Annotated in this window: 15 protein-coding genes; 3 read left to right on the forward strand and 12 right to left on the reverse strand. The window is 73.9% G+C overall.

Annotated features, from left to right (window positions below; all coding sequences use genetic code 11):
• Position 1 precedes the first annotated feature (1 nt).
• The 6 genes from DEJ48_RS26700 to DEJ48_RS26725 all read right to left on the reverse strand — a co-directional run bounded on the left by DEJ48_RS26700 (position 2) and on the right by DEJ48_RS26725 (position 6,677).
• Positions 2-928 (reverse strand): oxidoreductase, encoded by a 927-nt coding sequence (locus DEJ48_RS26700; protein ID WP_150218779.1) that lies wholly within the window; start codon positions 926-928, stop codon positions 2-4.
• Positions 929-1,028: 100 nt separating this feature from the next.
• On the reverse strand, positions 1,029-1,805 hold the full coding sequence (locus tag DEJ48_RS26705; RefSeq protein WP_150218780.1) for an SDR family NAD(P)-dependent oxidoreductase: 777 nt from the start codon (positions 1,803-1,805) through the stop codon (positions 1,029-1,031).
• A gap of 85 nt (positions 1,806-1,890) precedes the next feature.
• Positions 1,891-2,475, reverse strand: coding sequence for a TetR/AcrR family transcriptional regulator (locus DEJ48_RS26710; protein WP_150218781.1), 585 nt, complete (start codon positions 2,473-2,475; stop codon positions 1,891-1,893).
• 32 nt (positions 2,476-2,507) lie between these two features.
• Entirely contained in the window at positions 2,508-2,870 is a 363-nt protein-coding gene (nirD, locus tag DEJ48_RS26715) for a nitrite reductase small subunit NirD (protein ID WP_150218782.1), read from the reverse strand.
• Positions 2,867-5,428 carry a nitrite reductase large subunit NirB gene (gene nirB / locus DEJ48_RS26720; protein ID WP_150218783.1) on the reverse strand — a complete coding sequence of 854 codons (2,562 nt, stop codon included), beginning with the start codon at positions 5,426-5,428 and terminating at the stop codon, positions 2,867-2,869. Before nirB ends, nirD begins: the two co-directional genes overlap by 4 nt.
• A 1-nt stretch (position 5,429) precedes the next feature.
• Positions 5,430-6,677 carry an NAD(P)/FAD-dependent oxidoreductase gene (locus tag DEJ48_RS26725; RefSeq protein ID WP_223832516.1) on the reverse strand — a complete coding sequence of 416 codons (1,248 nt, stop codon included), beginning with the start codon at positions 6,675-6,677 and terminating at the stop codon, positions 5,430-5,432.
• Between the two features lie 566 nt (positions 6,678-7,243).
• On the opposite strand from DEJ48_RS26725, the gene DEJ48_RS26730 reads away from it, so the two are divergent.
• The 3 genes from DEJ48_RS26730 to DEJ48_RS26740 all read left to right on the forward strand — a co-directional run bounded on the left by DEJ48_RS26730 (position 7,244) and on the right by DEJ48_RS26740 (position 9,659).
• Positions 7,244-8,485 (forward strand): ferric reductase-like transmembrane domain-containing protein, encoded by a 1,242-nt coding sequence (locus DEJ48_RS26730; protein WP_150221419.1) that lies wholly within the window; start codon positions 7,244-7,246, stop codon positions 8,483-8,485.
• A gap of 54 nt (positions 8,486-8,539) precedes the next feature.
• Positions 8,540-8,731, forward strand: coding sequence for a hypothetical protein (locus tag DEJ48_RS26735; protein ID WP_150218785.1), 192 nt, complete (start codon positions 8,540-8,542; stop codon positions 8,729-8,731).
• Positions 8,732-8,876: 145 nt separating this feature from the next.
• The gene (locus tag DEJ48_RS26740) at positions 8,877-9,659 is read left to right on the forward strand and encodes a sulfite exporter TauE/SafE family protein (RefSeq protein WP_150218786.1); all 783 of its coding nucleotides are present in this window, start codon (positions 8,877-8,879) and stop codon (positions 9,657-9,659) included.
• Positions 9,660-9,680: 21 nt separating this feature from the next.
• Here DEJ48_RS26740 and DEJ48_RS26745 read toward each other — a convergent pair whose 3' ends face one another.
• The 6 genes from DEJ48_RS26745 to DEJ48_RS26770 form a co-directional block, all read right to left on the reverse strand.
• A complete protein-coding gene (locus DEJ48_RS26745; RefSeq protein WP_150218787.1) occupies positions 9,681-10,322 on the reverse strand; it encodes a class F sortase in 642 nt (213 codons plus the stop codon).
• Positions 10,323-10,441: 119 nt separating this feature from the next.
• Positions 10,442-11,011, reverse strand: a complete 570-nt coding sequence (locus DEJ48_RS26750; protein WP_150218788.1) for a hypothetical protein — start codon at positions 11,009-11,011, stop codon at positions 10,442-10,444.
• 283 nt (positions 11,012-11,294) lie between these two features.
• The gene (locus DEJ48_RS26755; protein ID WP_150218789.1) at positions 11,295-12,128 is read right to left on the reverse strand and encodes an aminotransferase class IV; all 834 of its coding nucleotides are present in this window, start codon (positions 12,126-12,128) and stop codon (positions 11,295-11,297) included.
• On the reverse strand, positions 12,085-12,633 hold the full coding sequence (gene soxR / locus DEJ48_RS26760; protein ID WP_150218790.1) for a redox-sensitive transcriptional activator SoxR: 549 nt from the start codon (positions 12,631-12,633) through the stop codon (positions 12,085-12,087). The genes DEJ48_RS26755 and soxR overlap by 44 nt, the downstream gene beginning before the upstream one ends.
• A gap of 62 nt (positions 12,634-12,695) precedes the next feature.
• Positions 12,696-13,994 (reverse strand): sensor histidine kinase, encoded by a 1,299-nt coding sequence (locus DEJ48_RS26765; RefSeq protein ID WP_150218791.1) that lies wholly within the window; start codon positions 13,992-13,994, stop codon positions 12,696-12,698.
• The gene (locus DEJ48_RS26770) at positions 13,994-14,761 is read right to left on the reverse strand and encodes a hypothetical protein (protein ID WP_150218792.1); all 768 of its coding nucleotides are present in this window, start codon (positions 14,759-14,761) and stop codon (positions 13,994-13,996) included. Before DEJ48_RS26770 ends, DEJ48_RS26765 begins: the two co-directional genes overlap by 1 nt.
• Positions 14,762-14,910 lie beyond the last annotated feature (149 nt).

Below are 14,910 nucleotides of genomic sequence, written 5' to 3' on the forward strand. Positions count from 1 at the left end.
CTCAGCTCTTCAGGCCCTCGTACCGCACCCCGGTCAGCCCCTCCGACGCCGCCCAGAGCCGCTCGCCGGCCACGTCGTTCCGCGTCCACTTCGCCCGCCAGGACCGCGTGGGCGCCCCGCGCCAGCCGAGCGGGCCCGGGCCGGTGAACGAGTCGGGCCGCACGCCACGCGCCGTCGCCGCGTACAGCGTGGGCAGCGCGCCCCCCGCCGCGGACTGTGCGACGAAGCGGTTGCCGAGTTCCATGACGCGTTCGACGCCCTTGCGGCCCTCCATCCTGGGGCCCGCGCTCTGCAGGTTGGTCGAGGCGTACCCCGGGTGGGCGGCGGCCGCGACGGTGTCGGCGTCGGTCGCGGCCAGGCGGCGGGCCAGCTCGTGGGTGAAGAGGAGGTTGGCCGTCTTGGAGCGGCCGTAGGCGACCCAACGGCGGTAGTTCCGCTCACTGTTGAGGTCGCCGATGTCGATGTTGGCGAGCGCGTGCAGGCCGGACGAGACGGTGACGACGCGCGCCCCGGGGGTCTCCATGAGGCGGGGGAGCAGCAGCCCGGTGAGGGCGTAGTGCCCGAGGTGGTTGACGCCGAACTGCGTCTCGAAGCCGTCGGCGGTGCGGCGGTAGGGGAGTGCCATCACGCCCGCGTTGTTGACCAGCAGGTCGAGGCGCGCGCTGCCGAACGCGTCCGCGAACCGCCGCACGGACGCCAGGTCGCCGAGGTCGAGGGCGCGGAACTCGGCGTGGGCGCCGGGCACTTCACTGAGCAGTCGGCCGACCGCCGCGCCCCCGCGCTCCTCGCTGCGGCAGGCGAGGACGACGCGGGCGCCGCGGCGGGCCAGTTCGCGCGCCGTGACGTAGCCGATGCCGCTGTTGGCGCCGGTGACGACGGCGGTGCGGCCGCTCTGGTCCGGGATGTCGTGCGCGGTCCATGCCGCCATGGCGGGGCTCCCTCGTCGTCCGCTGCCGGTCCACCGGGTGCTTCCGGTTGCTTACTCAACAGTAAGTCGGGGGAGGGAGCCTACGGCAGGGCGCCGCCGTTCAGGCCGCCGCGCCGCCGTCGATCACCAGGTCCGCGCCGACCACCGAGCCGGATTCGTCGGACGCCAGATACAGCACCGCCGCGGCGACTTCCTCCGTCGACGACACGCGGCCCAGCGGCGTCGACTCCTTCATGCGGGCCGCGCGGCCGGCCTCGGTCTCGCCGGGGCGGAAGGACATGGTGGTGTCGGAGGAGCCGGGGCTGACGGTGTTGATGCGGATGCCGTCCCGGATGTGCTCGGCGGCGGCCGCGCGGCTCAGCGCGGAGACGGCTGCCTTGGTCGCCCCGTAGGCGGCCAGGCCCGGCGCGCTGGTGTGCGCGCCGAGGTTGGAGCCGATGTTGACGACGGCGCCGCCCGCGGGCTGCGTGCGCATCTGCTTCACCTCGGCCTGGAGGGCGAGCAGCACGCCGGTGAGGTTGATGTCGAGCATCGTGCGCCAGTCCTCCTCGGGGAGCTCGGCGACCGGCTGTCCGGCGCGCAGGACGCCCGCGTTGTTCACGGCGATGTCGAGGGAGCCGAAGCGGTCGACGGCGGCGGCGACGAGTGAGGCGAGGTCGGCGGAGCGGGAGACGTCGGCGGTGACGGCGAGCGCCTTGCCGCCCGCGGCCTCGACGAGGTCCACGGTCTCCTTCAGGGTGCTCTCGGTGCGTCCGGCGACGACGACGTTCGCGCCCTCGGCGGCGAAGGCGAGCGCGATGGCGCGGCCGAGGCCGGAGCCGCCGCCGGTGACGAGGGCGGTGCGGCCGGTGAAGCGGGTGCGCGGTGCGAGGGTCATGACGGAGCTCTTTTCTTGACCGTTCGGTCCAGTATAAGGGCATGGAAAAGGGGGCTGTGGGGTGCGCGGTCAAACGCGGTGGGGTTCAGTCGAGCAGCCGCAGGGCCTGCTCCGTCGCGTCCCGCAGGCGCGCGCCGTCCTGCGAGGCCTTGCCGATGACGCGCAGCCCCTGCATCAGGGTCAGGAGCATGCGCGCGAGCGCCAGTGGGTCGCGGTCCTCCGGCAGCTCGCCCTGTGCCTGTGCCCGGACCAGCGCGGAGTGCAGCAGCGTTTCGACGTACTCCCAGCTGCGCTCCACGCGGCGGGCCGCCGATGCGTCGTGCGGGCCCAGCTCGGCCGCCGTGTTGGTGATGAAACAGCCGTTCAGTCGCCCCTCGGCGGACGCGGCCTCGTCCCCGAAGCGGCGCACCACCGCGCGGACGGCGGGCAGCGCGGGGCCGGGCTGCGAGAGCTCGGCCAGCAGGCGCGGGTTCTGGGACCCGGCGTACCGCTCCAGCGCCTTCAGGTACAGCTCGTGCTTGTTCCCGAAGGTCGCGTAGATGCTGGCGCGCCCGATGCCGAGCGCCTCGACGAGGTCCGCCATCGACGTCGCCTCGTAGCCGCGGCGCCAGAACAGCTCCAGGGCCGCCTGCAGCGCGGCGTCCGGATCGAATTCCTTGGTCCTGGCCACGAGTCGACAGTAGGCGGTTCTGGAACGATCGGTCAAGCAACTCGCACCGGATGCACCGCGACCGACACCTCCTTGTCGTCCAGGCACCGCCCCGTCTCCAGGTCGAACCGCTGCTTCAGGAGCGGCGAGGCGACGAACGGCCGCCCCTGCTCCGTCCCGAGCAGCCCCCGGGAGAGGACCGCCGCCCCCGTGAACGGGTCACGGTTGTCGATCGCGTACGCGCGGCCCTCGCGGTCGAGGAAGAGCGCGGCCTGCCTGCCGTCGGGCAGCAGGGCCGCGAGCCCCCGGCCCGGCACGAGCTGCGTGCGGTCGCAGATCTCCAACCAGTCCTCTTCGAGGCGGAGTTGGATGCTGGCGGAGGTCGACTGGATGCCGACGGAGGTCGAGCCGCTCATCGCGTGGCTCCTTCCAGGGGGCGGGGTCCGATGGACAGAAGGGGGAGGTCGGGCTTGATCTGGTCGCGCTCGGGCACGAAGCCGACCGTGGGGTCGGGCACGCCCGGCGCGTTCACGAAGGAGACGAAGCGCGCGAGCCGCTCCGGGTCGTCCAGCGTCTCGGCCCACTCGTCGCGGTAGTGGGTGACGTGCGCGGCCATCAGCGACTCCAGTTCGTCGCAGATGCCCAGCGAGTCGTGGACGACGACGTCACGGACGTGGTCGAGACCGCCGTCGATCCGGTCGAGCCAGGCGGCGGTGCGCTCCAGGCGGTCCGCGGTGCGGATGTAGAACATCAGGAACCGGTCGATGAGACGCACCAGTTCGGCGTCGCTCAGGTCCTGGGCGAGCAGGTCCGCGTGGCGCGGGGTCGCGCCGCCGTTCCCGCCGACGTACAGGTTCCAGCCGCTCGCCGTGGCGATGACGCCGAAGTCCTTGGACTGGGCCTCCGCGCACTCGCGGGCGCATCCGGAGACCGCCGACTTCAGCTTGTGCGGCGCGCGCAGACCCCGGTAGCGCAGCTCCAGGTCGATGGCCATGCGGACCGAGTCCTGCACGCCGTAGCGGCACCAGGTCTGCCCGACGCAGGACTTCACGGTGCGCAGCGCCTTGCCGTACGCGTGGCCGGACTCGAAGCCCGCGTCCACCAGGCGCGTCCAGATCATGGGGAGCTGCTCGACGCGCGCCCCGAACAGGTCGATGCGCTGGCCGCCGGTGATCTTCGTGTAGAGCCCGAAGTCCCGCGCCACCTCGCCGATGACGATGAGCTTCTCGGGCGTGATCTCGCCGCCGGGGATGCGGGGCACCACCGAATAGGAGCCGTTCTTCTGGAGGTTGGCGAGGAAGTGGTCGTTGGTGTCCTGAAGCGCGGCCTGCTCGCCGTCCAGGACGTACCCCTGCGCGCCGATCGACGGCGCCAGCGACGCGATGATCGAGCCGACCGCCGGCTTGCACTCGTCACAGCCCTCACCGCCGCGCGCCCCTTCGCGGCCGTGCCCGTCGAGCAGCTCGCGGAAGGAGGTGACGCGCAGGGCGCGCACGATCTCGTACAGCTCCTGGCGGGTCTGCGCGAAACAGCCGCACAGCCCGTCGTCGCCGCTCTTCGGCAGCAGCTGTCCGATCACCTTGAGGCAACTGCCGCAGCCCGTACCGGCCTTGGTGCACTTCTTCACCTCGGGCAGGCTGGAGCAGGCGCAGACGGCGTCCTTGGTGACGTTGTGGCAGTTGCAGATCACCGCCGAGCCGGGCAGCGCCTCGGGGCCGAGCGTGACGGGCGCGCCCGCGCCCGCGGGCAGCACCAGCTGCTCGGCGGGGACCGGCGGCACGGTCCCGGTGAGCGGCCGCAGCACCCCGTACTGCTCCGCGTCGCCGACGAGGATGCCGCCGAGCAGCTCGCCGTCGGGCGACATCACCAGCTTCTTGTACGTGCCCGAGCGCGAGTCCGTGTAGACGACGTCGAGGCAGCCCTCCGCCGCGCCGTGCGCGTCGCCGAACGAGGCGACGTCGACGCCGAGGAGCTTCAGCTTGGTGGAGAGGTCGGCGCCGGTGAAGCTCGACTCCTGTGCCGCGATGTCGGCGGCCGCGGTCTGCGCCATCTCGTAGCCGGGTGCGACCAGGCCGTAGACGCGGCCGTCCGCCGCCAGCGCGCACTCGCCGATCGCGTACACGTCCGGGTCGCTGGTGCGGCACTGCTCGTCGACGGTGATGCCGCCGCGCTCGCCGACCGCGAGACCGTGGTCACGGGCCAGCTGGTCGCGCGGCCGCACCCCCGCCGAGAACACCACGAGATCCGTGGCGAGTTCACTTCCGTCGGACAGCCTCATGCCCGTCACGGCGCCGTCGCCGCCGGTCACGACCTCCTGCGTGCCGGTGCCGGTGTGCACGGTCAGGCCCATGCCCGTGATGGTCCGCAGGAGCGCGGCGCCGCCGCCCTCGTCGACCTGCACCGGCATCAGCCGGGGCGCGAACTCCACGACGTGCGTGGCGAGTCCGAGCCCCTTCAGGGCGCCCGCCGCCTCCAGGCCGAGCAGCCCGCCGCCGACGACCGCGCCGGTCGTCGCGTGCGACTTCGCGTACTCCTCGATGGCCAGCAGGTCCTCGATGGTGCGGTAGACGAAGCAGCCCGTCGCGTCCTTGCCGGGCACCGGCGGCACGAACGGGTAGGAGCCGGTGGCGAGCACGAGCTTGTCGTACGGGAAGACGGCGCCCGAGCGCGCGGTGACCGTCCTGGCCTCGCGGTCGAAGCTCTCCGCCGCGTCGCCCACGTACAGCTCGATGCCGTGCTCGTCGAGGAACGCCCGGTCGGTGAGGGAGAGTTCGTCGGGGGTGCGGCCCGAGAAGTACGAGGTGAGCTGCACGCGGTCGTAGGCCGGACGCGGCTCCTCGCACAGCACCACGACACGGTGGCTCGACGTGAGGCCCTGCGCGGCGGCGGCTTCGAGGAAGCGCTGGCCGACCATGCCGTGTCCGACGAGCACGAGGGTGGGGCGGGCGAGCGGGTTCTGTGCGGGCGTTGGCATGTCAGCGGCCTCCGGTACGGGTCTCGCCTGTTCGAGCGAAGTCGGGAGCTGGGGGAGAAGTGAGCAGGTGGAGCAGGGGGCTGTCGTCGTCGGGCAGCGGGTCGTCGGCCTCCCAGGCGCGGGCCAGCGCGCCGACCGCGGCCAGCTCGCCGAGCAGCACGCCGCCGACGAGGCGGCCGCCGCGGACGACGACCTTGCGGTACGTGCCGCGGGTCGCGTCGGCCAGCTGGACGACGTCGTCGTCGGGGCGGGGCTCCGGGTCCCCGAAGGCCGCCAGGTCCAGCGGCCCCGGGCCGGGCAGGGTGAGGCGGGTGAGGGCGCGGGTGCCGGTGTAGGGGCGCGGGGCGGTTCCGTCGGCCGGGGAGTGCCCCAGCGCCGCCGCGAGCGTGTCGGCCTGCTCCACGGCGGGCGTCGCCAGGCCGTACACACGGCCCGCGTGCTCCGCGCAGTCCCCGACGGCCCTGATGTGCGGGTCGGACGTCCGCAGCAGGTCGTCCACGACGACGCCCCGGCGCACGTCGAGCCCCGCGGCCCGCGCGAGACCGGTGCGGGGCCGCACACCGCAGGCGAGGACGGTCACATCGGTGTCCAGCAGATACCCGTCGGCGAGTTCGACGCGGCGCACGGCACCGCCGGTGACGCCGACCCCGCGCACCCGGCACTCGGTGTGCACCTCCACGCCGAGGCCCGTGAGGTGGCGCCGCACCAGCTCCGACGAGGCCGGGTCGAGCTGCCGCTCCATGAGCCGTTCGGCCTGCTGGATGAGGACGACCTGGGCGCCCCGCACCGCCAGGGCGCGGGCCGCCGACACCCCGAGGAGGCCCCCGCCGATGACGACGACGCGGACGCCCGGCGCGACCGCCGCCGACAGGGCGAGGCAGTCGTCCATGGTCCGGAACGCGTGCACGCCGCCCGGGAGTTCACGGGCGCCGGGCGCGAACAGTCCGCGCAGCGGCGGCAGGACGGGGTTCGAGCCGGTGGCGAGGACGAGGGTGCCGTACGGGACGACGCCGCCGTCCGCGCAGTGCACGCGGCGTTCGGCGCGGTCGACGCGGACCGCGCGGGTGCGGAGCACGGGGCCCGGCGGGGTCGGCAGGGCGATCACGTCGGGCCCGTACCGGCCAGCGAGGACCTCGGCGAGCAGGACACGGTTGTACGGGGTGTGGTTCTCCTCGCCGATCAGTACGGTTCCGGCGCCGAGACGCTGCGCCACGCGGGCGCCCGCCAGGCCCGTGCCGATCACGACCACACCGTCGGCCGGTGCGGCGGCGCCGGGGCCGGTGCCCGCGGCTGTCGGCTGCGCTGAGGAGGTCATGCGCACAAGCCTGTGGCGCCGGTGTTACCCGGCAGGATCGCTCCTGTTTCCCCGGCGGAACGCTGCCCTCAGCGAGGGCGGGGAACGACTGTGAGGGCCCGTTGCTTAACCGCTGTTGAGCCGATCCTCAAGGCAGCCTTAAAGAACGGCGGGGCGCCGCTGACCAGCGGATTCCGGGCCCTCACCGCGCCTAGTGTGCCGCCGTGACCACCGACGCAGCCGACCCCCGACTCGACGCGTACCCGGCCCTCGCCGCGTACCTGCGCCAGATGGACGCCCCGCTGGACCAGGGCATTCCGCCGATGCCCCAGGAGCCGCCGCGCACGCCCGGCGGGGGACGGCGCGGCATGCGGGAGACGCCCCGCGCCCGCCGCGTGCGGGAGACGCCTCGTGCCCGCCGCGTGCGGGAGGCGTCCCGCGCCACCCCCGCCCCGCCCGTCCGCGTCTCGCCCCGCACCCTGCACACCGGCATCGTCAACGGCGCCCTCGGCATCACCGCCATGTGGGCCGTGCAGGCGGAGCCGTCCGCCCGGCTCGACGTGCTCTTCGCGACCGGGGCACACCTGACGGGACTGCTCGCCGGATACGGCATCCTCGTCATGCTGTTCCTGATGGCCCGCGTCCCCGCCGTCGAACACGGCGTCGGCGCCGACCGGCTCGCGCGCACCCACGCACTCGGCGGCCGGTACGTACTGAGCCTGTGCGCCGCCCACGCCCTCCTCGCCCTCTGCGGATACGCCGCCCACGCCGACACCGACCTGCTGCACGCCACCCTCGACCTGCTCGGCTACCCGGGGCTCGCCGTCGCCACCGCCGGCACCGCCCTCCTCGCCGCCGTCGGCGTCACCTCCGCCCGCGCCCTGCGCCGCCGCGTCCGGCACGAGACCTGGCGCGCCGTCCACCTGCTGACCTACCTCGGCGCCGCCCTCGCCTTCGCGCACCAGCTCGCAGGACCCGACGTCGCCGGCGGCGTCCTGTCCCTCGGACTCTGGTCACTGCTGCACGCCACCGTCGCCGTCCTCCTCGTCTGGTACCGCGTCGTCGTCCCCGTACGGCAGGCGCTGCGGCACAGCCTGCGCGTCATCGGCGTACGCGACGAAGGGCCCGGCGTCGTCTCCGTCGTCGTGCAGGGCATCGGCGTCGACGAACTGCGCGCCGAACCCGGACAGTTCTTCCGCTGGCGGTTCCTGCGGCGCAGGCTCTGGCACACCGCGCTGCCCTTCTCGCTCTCCGCGCCCGTCCGCGACGACACCCTGCGCATCACCGTGAAGGCGGCCGGCGACCACACCCGCCGCATACGGCGCCTCAGGCCCGGCACCCGCGTCCTGGCCACCGGCCCCTTCGGCGCGCTCACCGCGCACCGGCGCACCCGGCGCAAGGTGCTCCTCCTCGCGGGCGGCGTCGGCATCACCCCCATGCGGGCGCTCTTCGAGACACTGCCCGGCGGCCCCGGCGACCTCACCCTGCTCTACCGCGCGGGCAGCGCCGAACAGCTCGTCCTCAGGGAGGAGCTGGAGGCCATCGCGCGGACCAGACAGGCGGGGCTGCACTATCTGCTCGGCCGCTCCGACGCCTCCTTCGACCCCCTGGCCCCGCAGGCACTGCGCAACCTGATCCCCGACCTCGCCGACCACGACGTGTACCTGTGCGGCCCGCCCGGCATGTCCGCGGCGGCGACCACGGCGCTCGTACGGGCGGGCGTTCCGGAGGACCGCATCCACGCGGAGTGCTTCACGTTCTGAGCGGCCCGCCGACGTACCCGAAGCACCCCCCGCCCGAGTTCGAGAAAGCAGGCCATGGGACGCCACCGCAGACCCCTCGCCCCCACTCAGGGACCCACTCTCCAGGCCCGCAGGAAGCTCGCCGCGGGTCTTGCCGGGGCGAGCGCGCTCGTCGCCGCGGCCCTCGCCGTCGCGGTCGACCCGGCGGCACCCCCGGCCCCGGACCGCCCCGCGGCGGGCGTCCCCGCACCACAGGCCGCGCCCTGACGGCGGGAGACGGCCGACCCATCCGTGGCGGGAGACGGCCGACCCCTCCGTCGAGGGAGACCGCCGACCCCGCCGACCTCAGAAGTCGCTCAACTTTCACCTGTTCGGTGGACGGCGTGATCACCGCGTCCTTAAGGTCGCGATCATGCCCGACATATCCCTGACCACGGTCGTCGTCCTCTGTCTCGCCGCCCTCGCGGCCGGCTGGATCGACGCCGTGGTCGGCGGCGGGGGACTGCTGCTGCTCCCCGCCCTGCTGCTCGGCCTGCCGGGCGGCACTCCCGCCGCGCACGCCCTCGGCACGAACAAGGCCGTCGCGATCGTCGGGACGACGGGCGCCGCGGTGACGTACGTCAGGAAGACTCCCGTCGACGTGCCGACGGCCGTCCGCATCGGTCTCGCCGCGCTCGCCGGGTCGATGGGCGGCGCCTTCTTCGCCGCCGGGATGAGCACCGACGTGCTGAAGCCCGTGATCATGGTGGTGCTGCTCGCCGTCGGCGCCTTCGTGATCCTCAGGCCGGCCTTCGGCACGGCGCCCGCCACCGGACCCGCGTCCCCGAAGCGGATCCTCGCCGCGATCGGCCTCGCGGGCCTCGGCATCGGCTTCTACGACGGGCTCATCGGGCCCGGCACCGGCACGTTCCTCGTCCTCGCCCTGACCGCCGTGCTCCACCTCGACCTGGTCTCGGCCTCCGCGACCGCGAAGATCGTGAACTGCTGCACCAACGCCGGCGCCCTCGCGATGTTCGCCTGTCAGGGGGCGGTCCTGTGGCAGCTGGCCGGTCTCATGGCCGTCTTCAACCTGGCGGGCGGCATGTTCGGGGCGCACACGGCCCTGAAGAAGGGCAGCGGCTTCGTCCGCGTCGTGCTCCTGACGACCGTCTTCGGGCTCGTGGCGAAGATGGCCTACGAGCAGTGGCTGGCCTGACGGACAACGGCCCGGAGGGGTTCAGCGGACCGCGGTGAGGTGGGCGAAGACCACCACGTTGCCCTGGTAGCCCGTCTGCTTCGAGTACTTGCCGCCACAGGTGATCACCCGCAGCTCCGGCCGCGACGCGGCGCCGTACACCTTCTCGTCCGGGAAGTCCGCCGCGTCGTACACCTCGTTCGCGTGGACCGTGAAGACGGCGACGCTGCCGTCCCTGCGCTCCACCTCGATCGTGCGGCCCTTCTGCAACGCGCCCAGCTCGTAGAAGACGGCGGGCCCCTCCTTGTTGTCGACGTGGCCCGCCACGATGGCCGTGCCGCGCTCGCCGGGCGTGGTGCCCGCCTCGTACCAGCCCGCGAGGTTCTTCCGCTCCGGCGGCGGCACGTCGAGGCTGCCCTGCCTGGTCAGACCGAGGCCCATCAGGGGCGTGTCGACGCCGATCGAGGGGATCCGCACGCGGTCGGGCGGGGAAGGGGGCAGCGGGGCCGTACCGCGATCGGCCGTCGAGGTCGAGGGGGCCGCGGCCCGCGCGGCCTGCGCGGCGGACGGCTGGGGCGGCGGGTGCGACGCGGCGCCGCTGCTCAGCAGCCACGCCCCGGAGCACAGCGCCACGGCGGTGACCGTGCCTATGACGGCGTTGCCCGCCTTTCGCGTACGGCGCATACGGCGTCCTCCTCGGGGTCGGGCGGGCCTGTCCCCCTCGTCCCCCTCCCCGCCCGCGAGGGGACACGGGCCGGGAGGGGGCGGGGGCGGCGGTACCGGTGGACAGCGGAGGGTGTCCGTCAGATCCTGTCGCCTCTCGCCCGGCGATGCAGGAGCCAGGTACCGCCCGCGGCGGCGACGGCCAGAGCCGCCACTCCCGCCGCGGTCTGCACGGGGTCGGGGCCGAGTGCGCCGCCGACCCCCGTCTTCACGTGCCCCTTGGGCAGCTGCCGCTCGTGCCGTTCACCGGCGGCGGCGGTGGAGGTGATCGTGACCATGAGGTCGCCGGCGATCCGCTTGTTCTTCGCACCGGAACCACCGGACCCGGAACACCGGGCGACGATCTCGTATGTGCCGGGCTGGGCGGACGGCGGCACCTCGAACCGCCCCGCGGCGCTCCCGCCGTTCTCCGGACGCGTGCTCGGCGCCATCGTGAACGTGCCCGCGCCGACCGCGCTCGCGTCGCCGGCCGCCGTCCCGCCGGGGCCGCAGGCGGTGGTGTGCACGGTGACGGTGGAGCCGGGGGTGACGGTGGCGGGGCGGATCTCCAGGCCTCCGGCGGGCGGGCCGGGAGCGGCGGCCGCGGGGACGGCCAGAGCGCCCGCCGCCACGGCGAGAGCGGTACCGGTCAGCAGACGGGCGTAGCGCATGTGGTCGTTCCTCCGAGGGCCTTGGTACGGGCACGGCCCGCGGCACCCCCAAGTGCCGCTGCGTCGGTCGAACCCCGCTCTACCGAGGTAAGTGGCACTCGGCGGCCCACGCCTCCTGATGAGGCATCAGAAAGATGCTGTGCGGACGGCTCCTGACGCGTCGGAAGGAACGTTCCAGCAGGTCACCGGCGTGCGGATGGCCGCCGCCCGAAGGGTGCGCGGCGCGCCTGTGAATGGGTGACCCGACTGCGCGGCGCGACTGCGCGCAGGGGCGACCCGGCCGTCAGAGGGTGTCCCACGGCACGTCCTCGTACGCCCCGGCCACGCGCGCCATCAGCCGCTCGTCGACCCCGTACGCGACGTCGTCGATCCGCCGCACGGGACGCACCCCCCACGCGTTGGTGACGAAGGCCGCCCGGTACGAGGGGAGGTCGGCGAGGGTCACGGGAGCGTGCCGGGTGGCCAGCCCGGCCGCGGGCAGGCGCGAGCGGACGAGTTGCATCGTGATGCCGGCCAGGTGCGGCGCGTCCGGCCACACGACGTCCGTGCCGTCGAAGAAGGCGACGTTCGTCACCGCGCCCTCGCTGACCTCCCCGCCGGGCCCGGTGAGCAGCACCTCGTCGAAACCGTCGCCCCGCGCGAGCTCCGCGTGGCGGGCCTGCCCGAAGCCGCCCAGGTGCTTGATGTGGGCGAAGGGCCGCTGGTACGCCACGGAGCGCAGCGACTGCGCCCGCTCCTCCATCGTGGCGGGCAGCTCCGTGGGCGGCCGGACGGTGACCATGTGGGACGGCTCGCCGTCCGGGGCGTGGACGTAGACCCGTACGGACGCGTCGGCGATGTCGTCGCGCAGGATGTGCCGCACGAGACCGCGCACGTGCTCCCCGTCGATGCCGTGCCCGAAGAGCTCACGCGTGGCCGCGTCGAGCCGCGCGAGATGGAGGCCGAGGCCGCGCACCTTGCCGCCCCTCACCTGCATCGCGGTGAAGTGACCGGTCTGGACGAGGGCCGGCCACAGCAGGCTCTCGGCGCGGGCCGCCCGTCGATCTCGGTGCGCCGCGCCAGTGCGGAGATGGTCATGCGAACACGTCCTCCTGATCGCCCTGCTGATCGTCCTCATGATCGTCTCCCCGGGCGCCCTCGCAGGACCCGGTCGCGCACGGAACCCGCTTCTCCACCAGGCGCCGCGGACCGGGGCCGCGTGAGCCCAGGGTGTCCCCCGTGTTGGACAGCGCGCACCTGGACAGGGAGAGGCAGCCGCAGCCGATGCAGTCGGTGAGGTTGTCGCGCAGCCGCTGGAGGGTCCGTATCCGGGTGTCGAGGTCCTCGCGCCAGCACTCGGAGATCCTCGCCCAGTCCGCGCGGTTCGGCGTGCGGTCCTCGGGGAGCAGGGCGAGCACCTCGCGGATCGTGGCGAGCGGCATGCCGAGCTGCTGCGAGGTGCGGATGAAGGCGACCCGGCGCAGGGTGTCGCGGCTGTAGCGGCGCTGGTTTCCGGAGGTGCGGCGGGAGTTGATGAGCCCTTCGGCCTCGTAGAACCGCAGGGCGGAGGGGGCTACCCCGCTGCGCGCTGCGAGCTCGCCGATGGTGACTTCCTTGGCTTTCGGTTCGAGGCGGTGCGTCATGCGGTCAGCGTAGTGAGCCGCGTGGAGCCGCCTCGTGGAACGGCCGCCGGGCCGCGGTCGGGTCACGCCCGGGGCAGGCGCACCACCGCCACCGCCCCGCCGTCCGCCGCGTTGGAGAACTCGACGCACGCGCCGATCACTTGCGCCTGCCCGCAGGCGATGGTCAGGCCGAGACCGGTGCCCTGGCCGCGCTCGCGCGCACCGGTCTGGAAGCGCTGCGGGCCGTCGTCGAGGAGGTGGTCGGGGAAGCCGGGGCCGTGGTCGCGGACCGTGACCTCGACGCCGTCGACCCGTACCTCGACCGGATCGCCGCCGTGCTTGCGGGCGTTGCTGACGAGGTTGGTGAAGATGCGTTCCAGCCGTCGCGCGTCGGTACGGACGAACGTGTCGTACGCGCCCTCCGCGCCCACCGCCGTGAACCCCGCCGCCGACCCGCCCGCGCGCTCGGCGATGGACTCGACGAGCGGCCCCAGCGGATGCACCTCCAGGTCCGGCTTCTCCACCTCCGCGTCGAGGCGCGCCACTTCGAGCAGGTCCTCGGTGAGGGTGCGCAGGGCGCAGACGCGGTCGCGCACGAGCTCGGTCGGGCGGCTCGGCGGCAGCAGCTCGGCCGCCGTGTGCAGTCCGGTCAGCGGGGTGCGCAGCTCGTGGGCGACATCGGCCGTGAAGCGCTGCTCGGCCTCCAGGCGCTGCTGGAGGGAGGCGGCCATCGTGTCGACCGCGGTGGCCAGTTCGGCCACTTCGTCCTTGCCGTGCCGCACACCGGGTGGGCGCGGATGGTCGATGCGGGCGTCCAGGTCGCCCTGGCTGATGCGGCGCGCGATGGCCGCCGCGGTCCGCAGCTCACGGCTCAGCCTGCTCGACAGACCGGCGCCGCCGAGCGCGGCGAGACCGACGACGACGGCGCCCCAGACGAGCAGCTGCCGGTCGAACTCCGCCATGTCGTCGGCCTGTTCGCGCAGCGACTCGCGGATGGACAGGACGTGGCGGGGGTTGTCGCCGACCGGCCGCGCCGCCCAGACGCACGGGTCGTCCGACGTCATGTCGAGGTAGGTGGTGCGCTGCCCGGCCAGCGCGGCCCTGCGCAGCGCCGCGGGCAGCTGCGGGTCGTCGACACCGGCGTCCGTGTCGGCCTGGTCGACCTGCCCCGTCAGCTCGTACAACTGCCGTACGCGCACGAGTTGGGCGATCGCACCGGAGCGGGCGCCCGAGGAGATCTGGTCGAGCCGCGCGTGGTGGACGAGCAGCCCGATGGCGACGGCGACGACCGCGCAGCCCACCGCGAGCAGCGCGGCGATCTTCCAGCGCAGCCCGAGACTGTTGAGCGCGGCACGGAACCTGGTCCCGGGCCCGCGCGCCATCAAGGGCCTCCTGGGGAGGGGGAGTCGGAGGGGGCGCGGGAGGGGTCGGAGGGCGGGCCGGTGTGGTCGGCGGGGCCGGTGTGGTCGGCCGGTGCGGGCCGTTGGCTTTCCGTCCCGGACGGGTCGGGCGACCGCTTGTAGTTCTTGATGTCGCTGACCGTGGACATGCGCGCGCCGTCCCAGTGGAAGCGCACGGCCTGCTCACCGCCTTCGGAGCACGGCGTGCGCACCAGCAGGTCGGGGCCGATCGTCTCCACGCTCACGCTCCTGCCGGACGTGAACAGGATCGGGTAGATCTTGCCGCCGCGCTCGGTGTAGACGGCGAGGATCGACCGGCCGCTCTCCGTGTCGGCGGCCACGAGCATCTCCGGCTTCCCGTCGCCGGTGAGGTCCAGGAACATCGGCGGCCGTATCCCGGCCCGCCCCGGCCGGTCGATCATCCCGCGGTCGGCGAGCGGTCGCGTACGGGGGTCGGCCCGCAGCAACGCGTGCACGTCCACCTTGGTGAGCCCGCCCGAACCGGCCTGCACGCCCCGCAACGGCTGTGGGGGCGGCTGACGTGTGGACGCCTCGGCGCCGGGCGCCCGCGCGCTCTTGCCGACCCAGGCGGGCCAGACCGCCTCCGGACGCGGCTGCACGGAGACGGACGGCGCGGAATCGCCGTGCCCGAGGCCGTTCGTACTGGCACACCCCGTGAGCACGAGGGCCGCCAGTACGGCGAAGAGGGCGGCGCCCGGCAGGAGCGGGCGGCGGGACATCGGATTCATGGGTGGCTGACCGTCACGTGAGGGGCGCTGGTGGTGGCCGGTCCAGGGCTGCACCGGGGATTCGGCAGGGGGACCGGCCACCGCTGTCGACGTTAGGAACCTTCCATCACGGAAAACGGGAGGTTGTGTAACAACTGCTGCTATGACTC

It is taken from the genome of Streptomyces venezuelae (assembly GCF_008642315.1).
GTDB lineage: Bacteria > Actinomycetota > Actinomycetes > Streptomycetales > Streptomycetaceae > Streptomyces > Streptomyces venezuelae_D.

Bases quoted from the DNA above. Each gene is read 5' to 3' on its own strand.
- DEJ48_RS26700 (WP_150218779.1), bottom strand. From the start codon at position 928: ATGGCGGCATGGACCGCGCACGACATCCCGGACCAGAGCGGCCGCACC.
- DEJ48_RS26705 (WP_150218780.1), bottom strand. From the start codon at position 1,805: ATGACCCTCGCACCGCGCACCCGCTTCACCGGCCGCACCGCCCTCGTC.
- nirD (WP_150218782.1), bottom strand. From the start codon at position 2,870: ATGAGCGGCTCGACCTCCGTCGGCATCCAGTCGACCTCCGCCAGCATC.
- nirB (WP_150218783.1), bottom strand. From the start codon at position 5,428: ATGCCAACGCCCGCACAGAACCCGCTCGCCCGCCCCACCCTCGTGCTC.
- DEJ48_RS26730 (WP_150221419.1), top strand. From the start codon at position 7,244: ATGTGGGCCGTGCAGGCGGAGCCGTCCGCCCGGCTCGACGTGCTCTTC.
- DEJ48_RS26735 (WP_150218785.1), top strand. From the start codon at position 8,540: ATGGGACGCCACCGCAGACCCCTCGCCCCCACTCAGGGACCCACTCTC.
- DEJ48_RS26740 (WP_150218786.1), top strand. From the start codon at position 8,877: ATGCCCGACATATCCCTGACCACGGTCGTCGTCCTCTGTCTCGCCGCC.
- DEJ48_RS26745 (WP_150218787.1), bottom strand. From the start codon at position 10,322: ATGCGCCGTACGCGAAAGGCGGGCAACGCCGTCATAGGCACGGTCACC.
- DEJ48_RS26750 (WP_150218788.1), bottom strand. From the start codon at position 11,011: ATGCGCTACGCCCGTCTGCTGACCGGTACCGCTCTCGCCGTGGCGGCG.
- DEJ48_RS26755 (WP_150218789.1), bottom strand. From the start codon at position 12,128: ATGAGGACGATCAGCAGGGCGATCAGGAGGACGTGTTCGCATGACCAT.
- soxR (WP_150218790.1), bottom strand. From the start codon at position 12,633: ATGACGCACCGCCTCGAACCGAAAGCCAAGGAAGTCACCATCGGCGAG.
- DEJ48_RS26765 (WP_150218791.1), bottom strand. From the start codon at position 13,994: ATGGCGCGCGGGCCCGGGACCAGGTTCCGTGCCGCGCTCAACAGTCTC.
- DEJ48_RS26770 (WP_150218792.1), bottom strand. From the start codon at position 14,761: ATGAATCCGATGTCCCGCCGCCCGCTCCTGCCGGGCGCCGCCCTCTTC.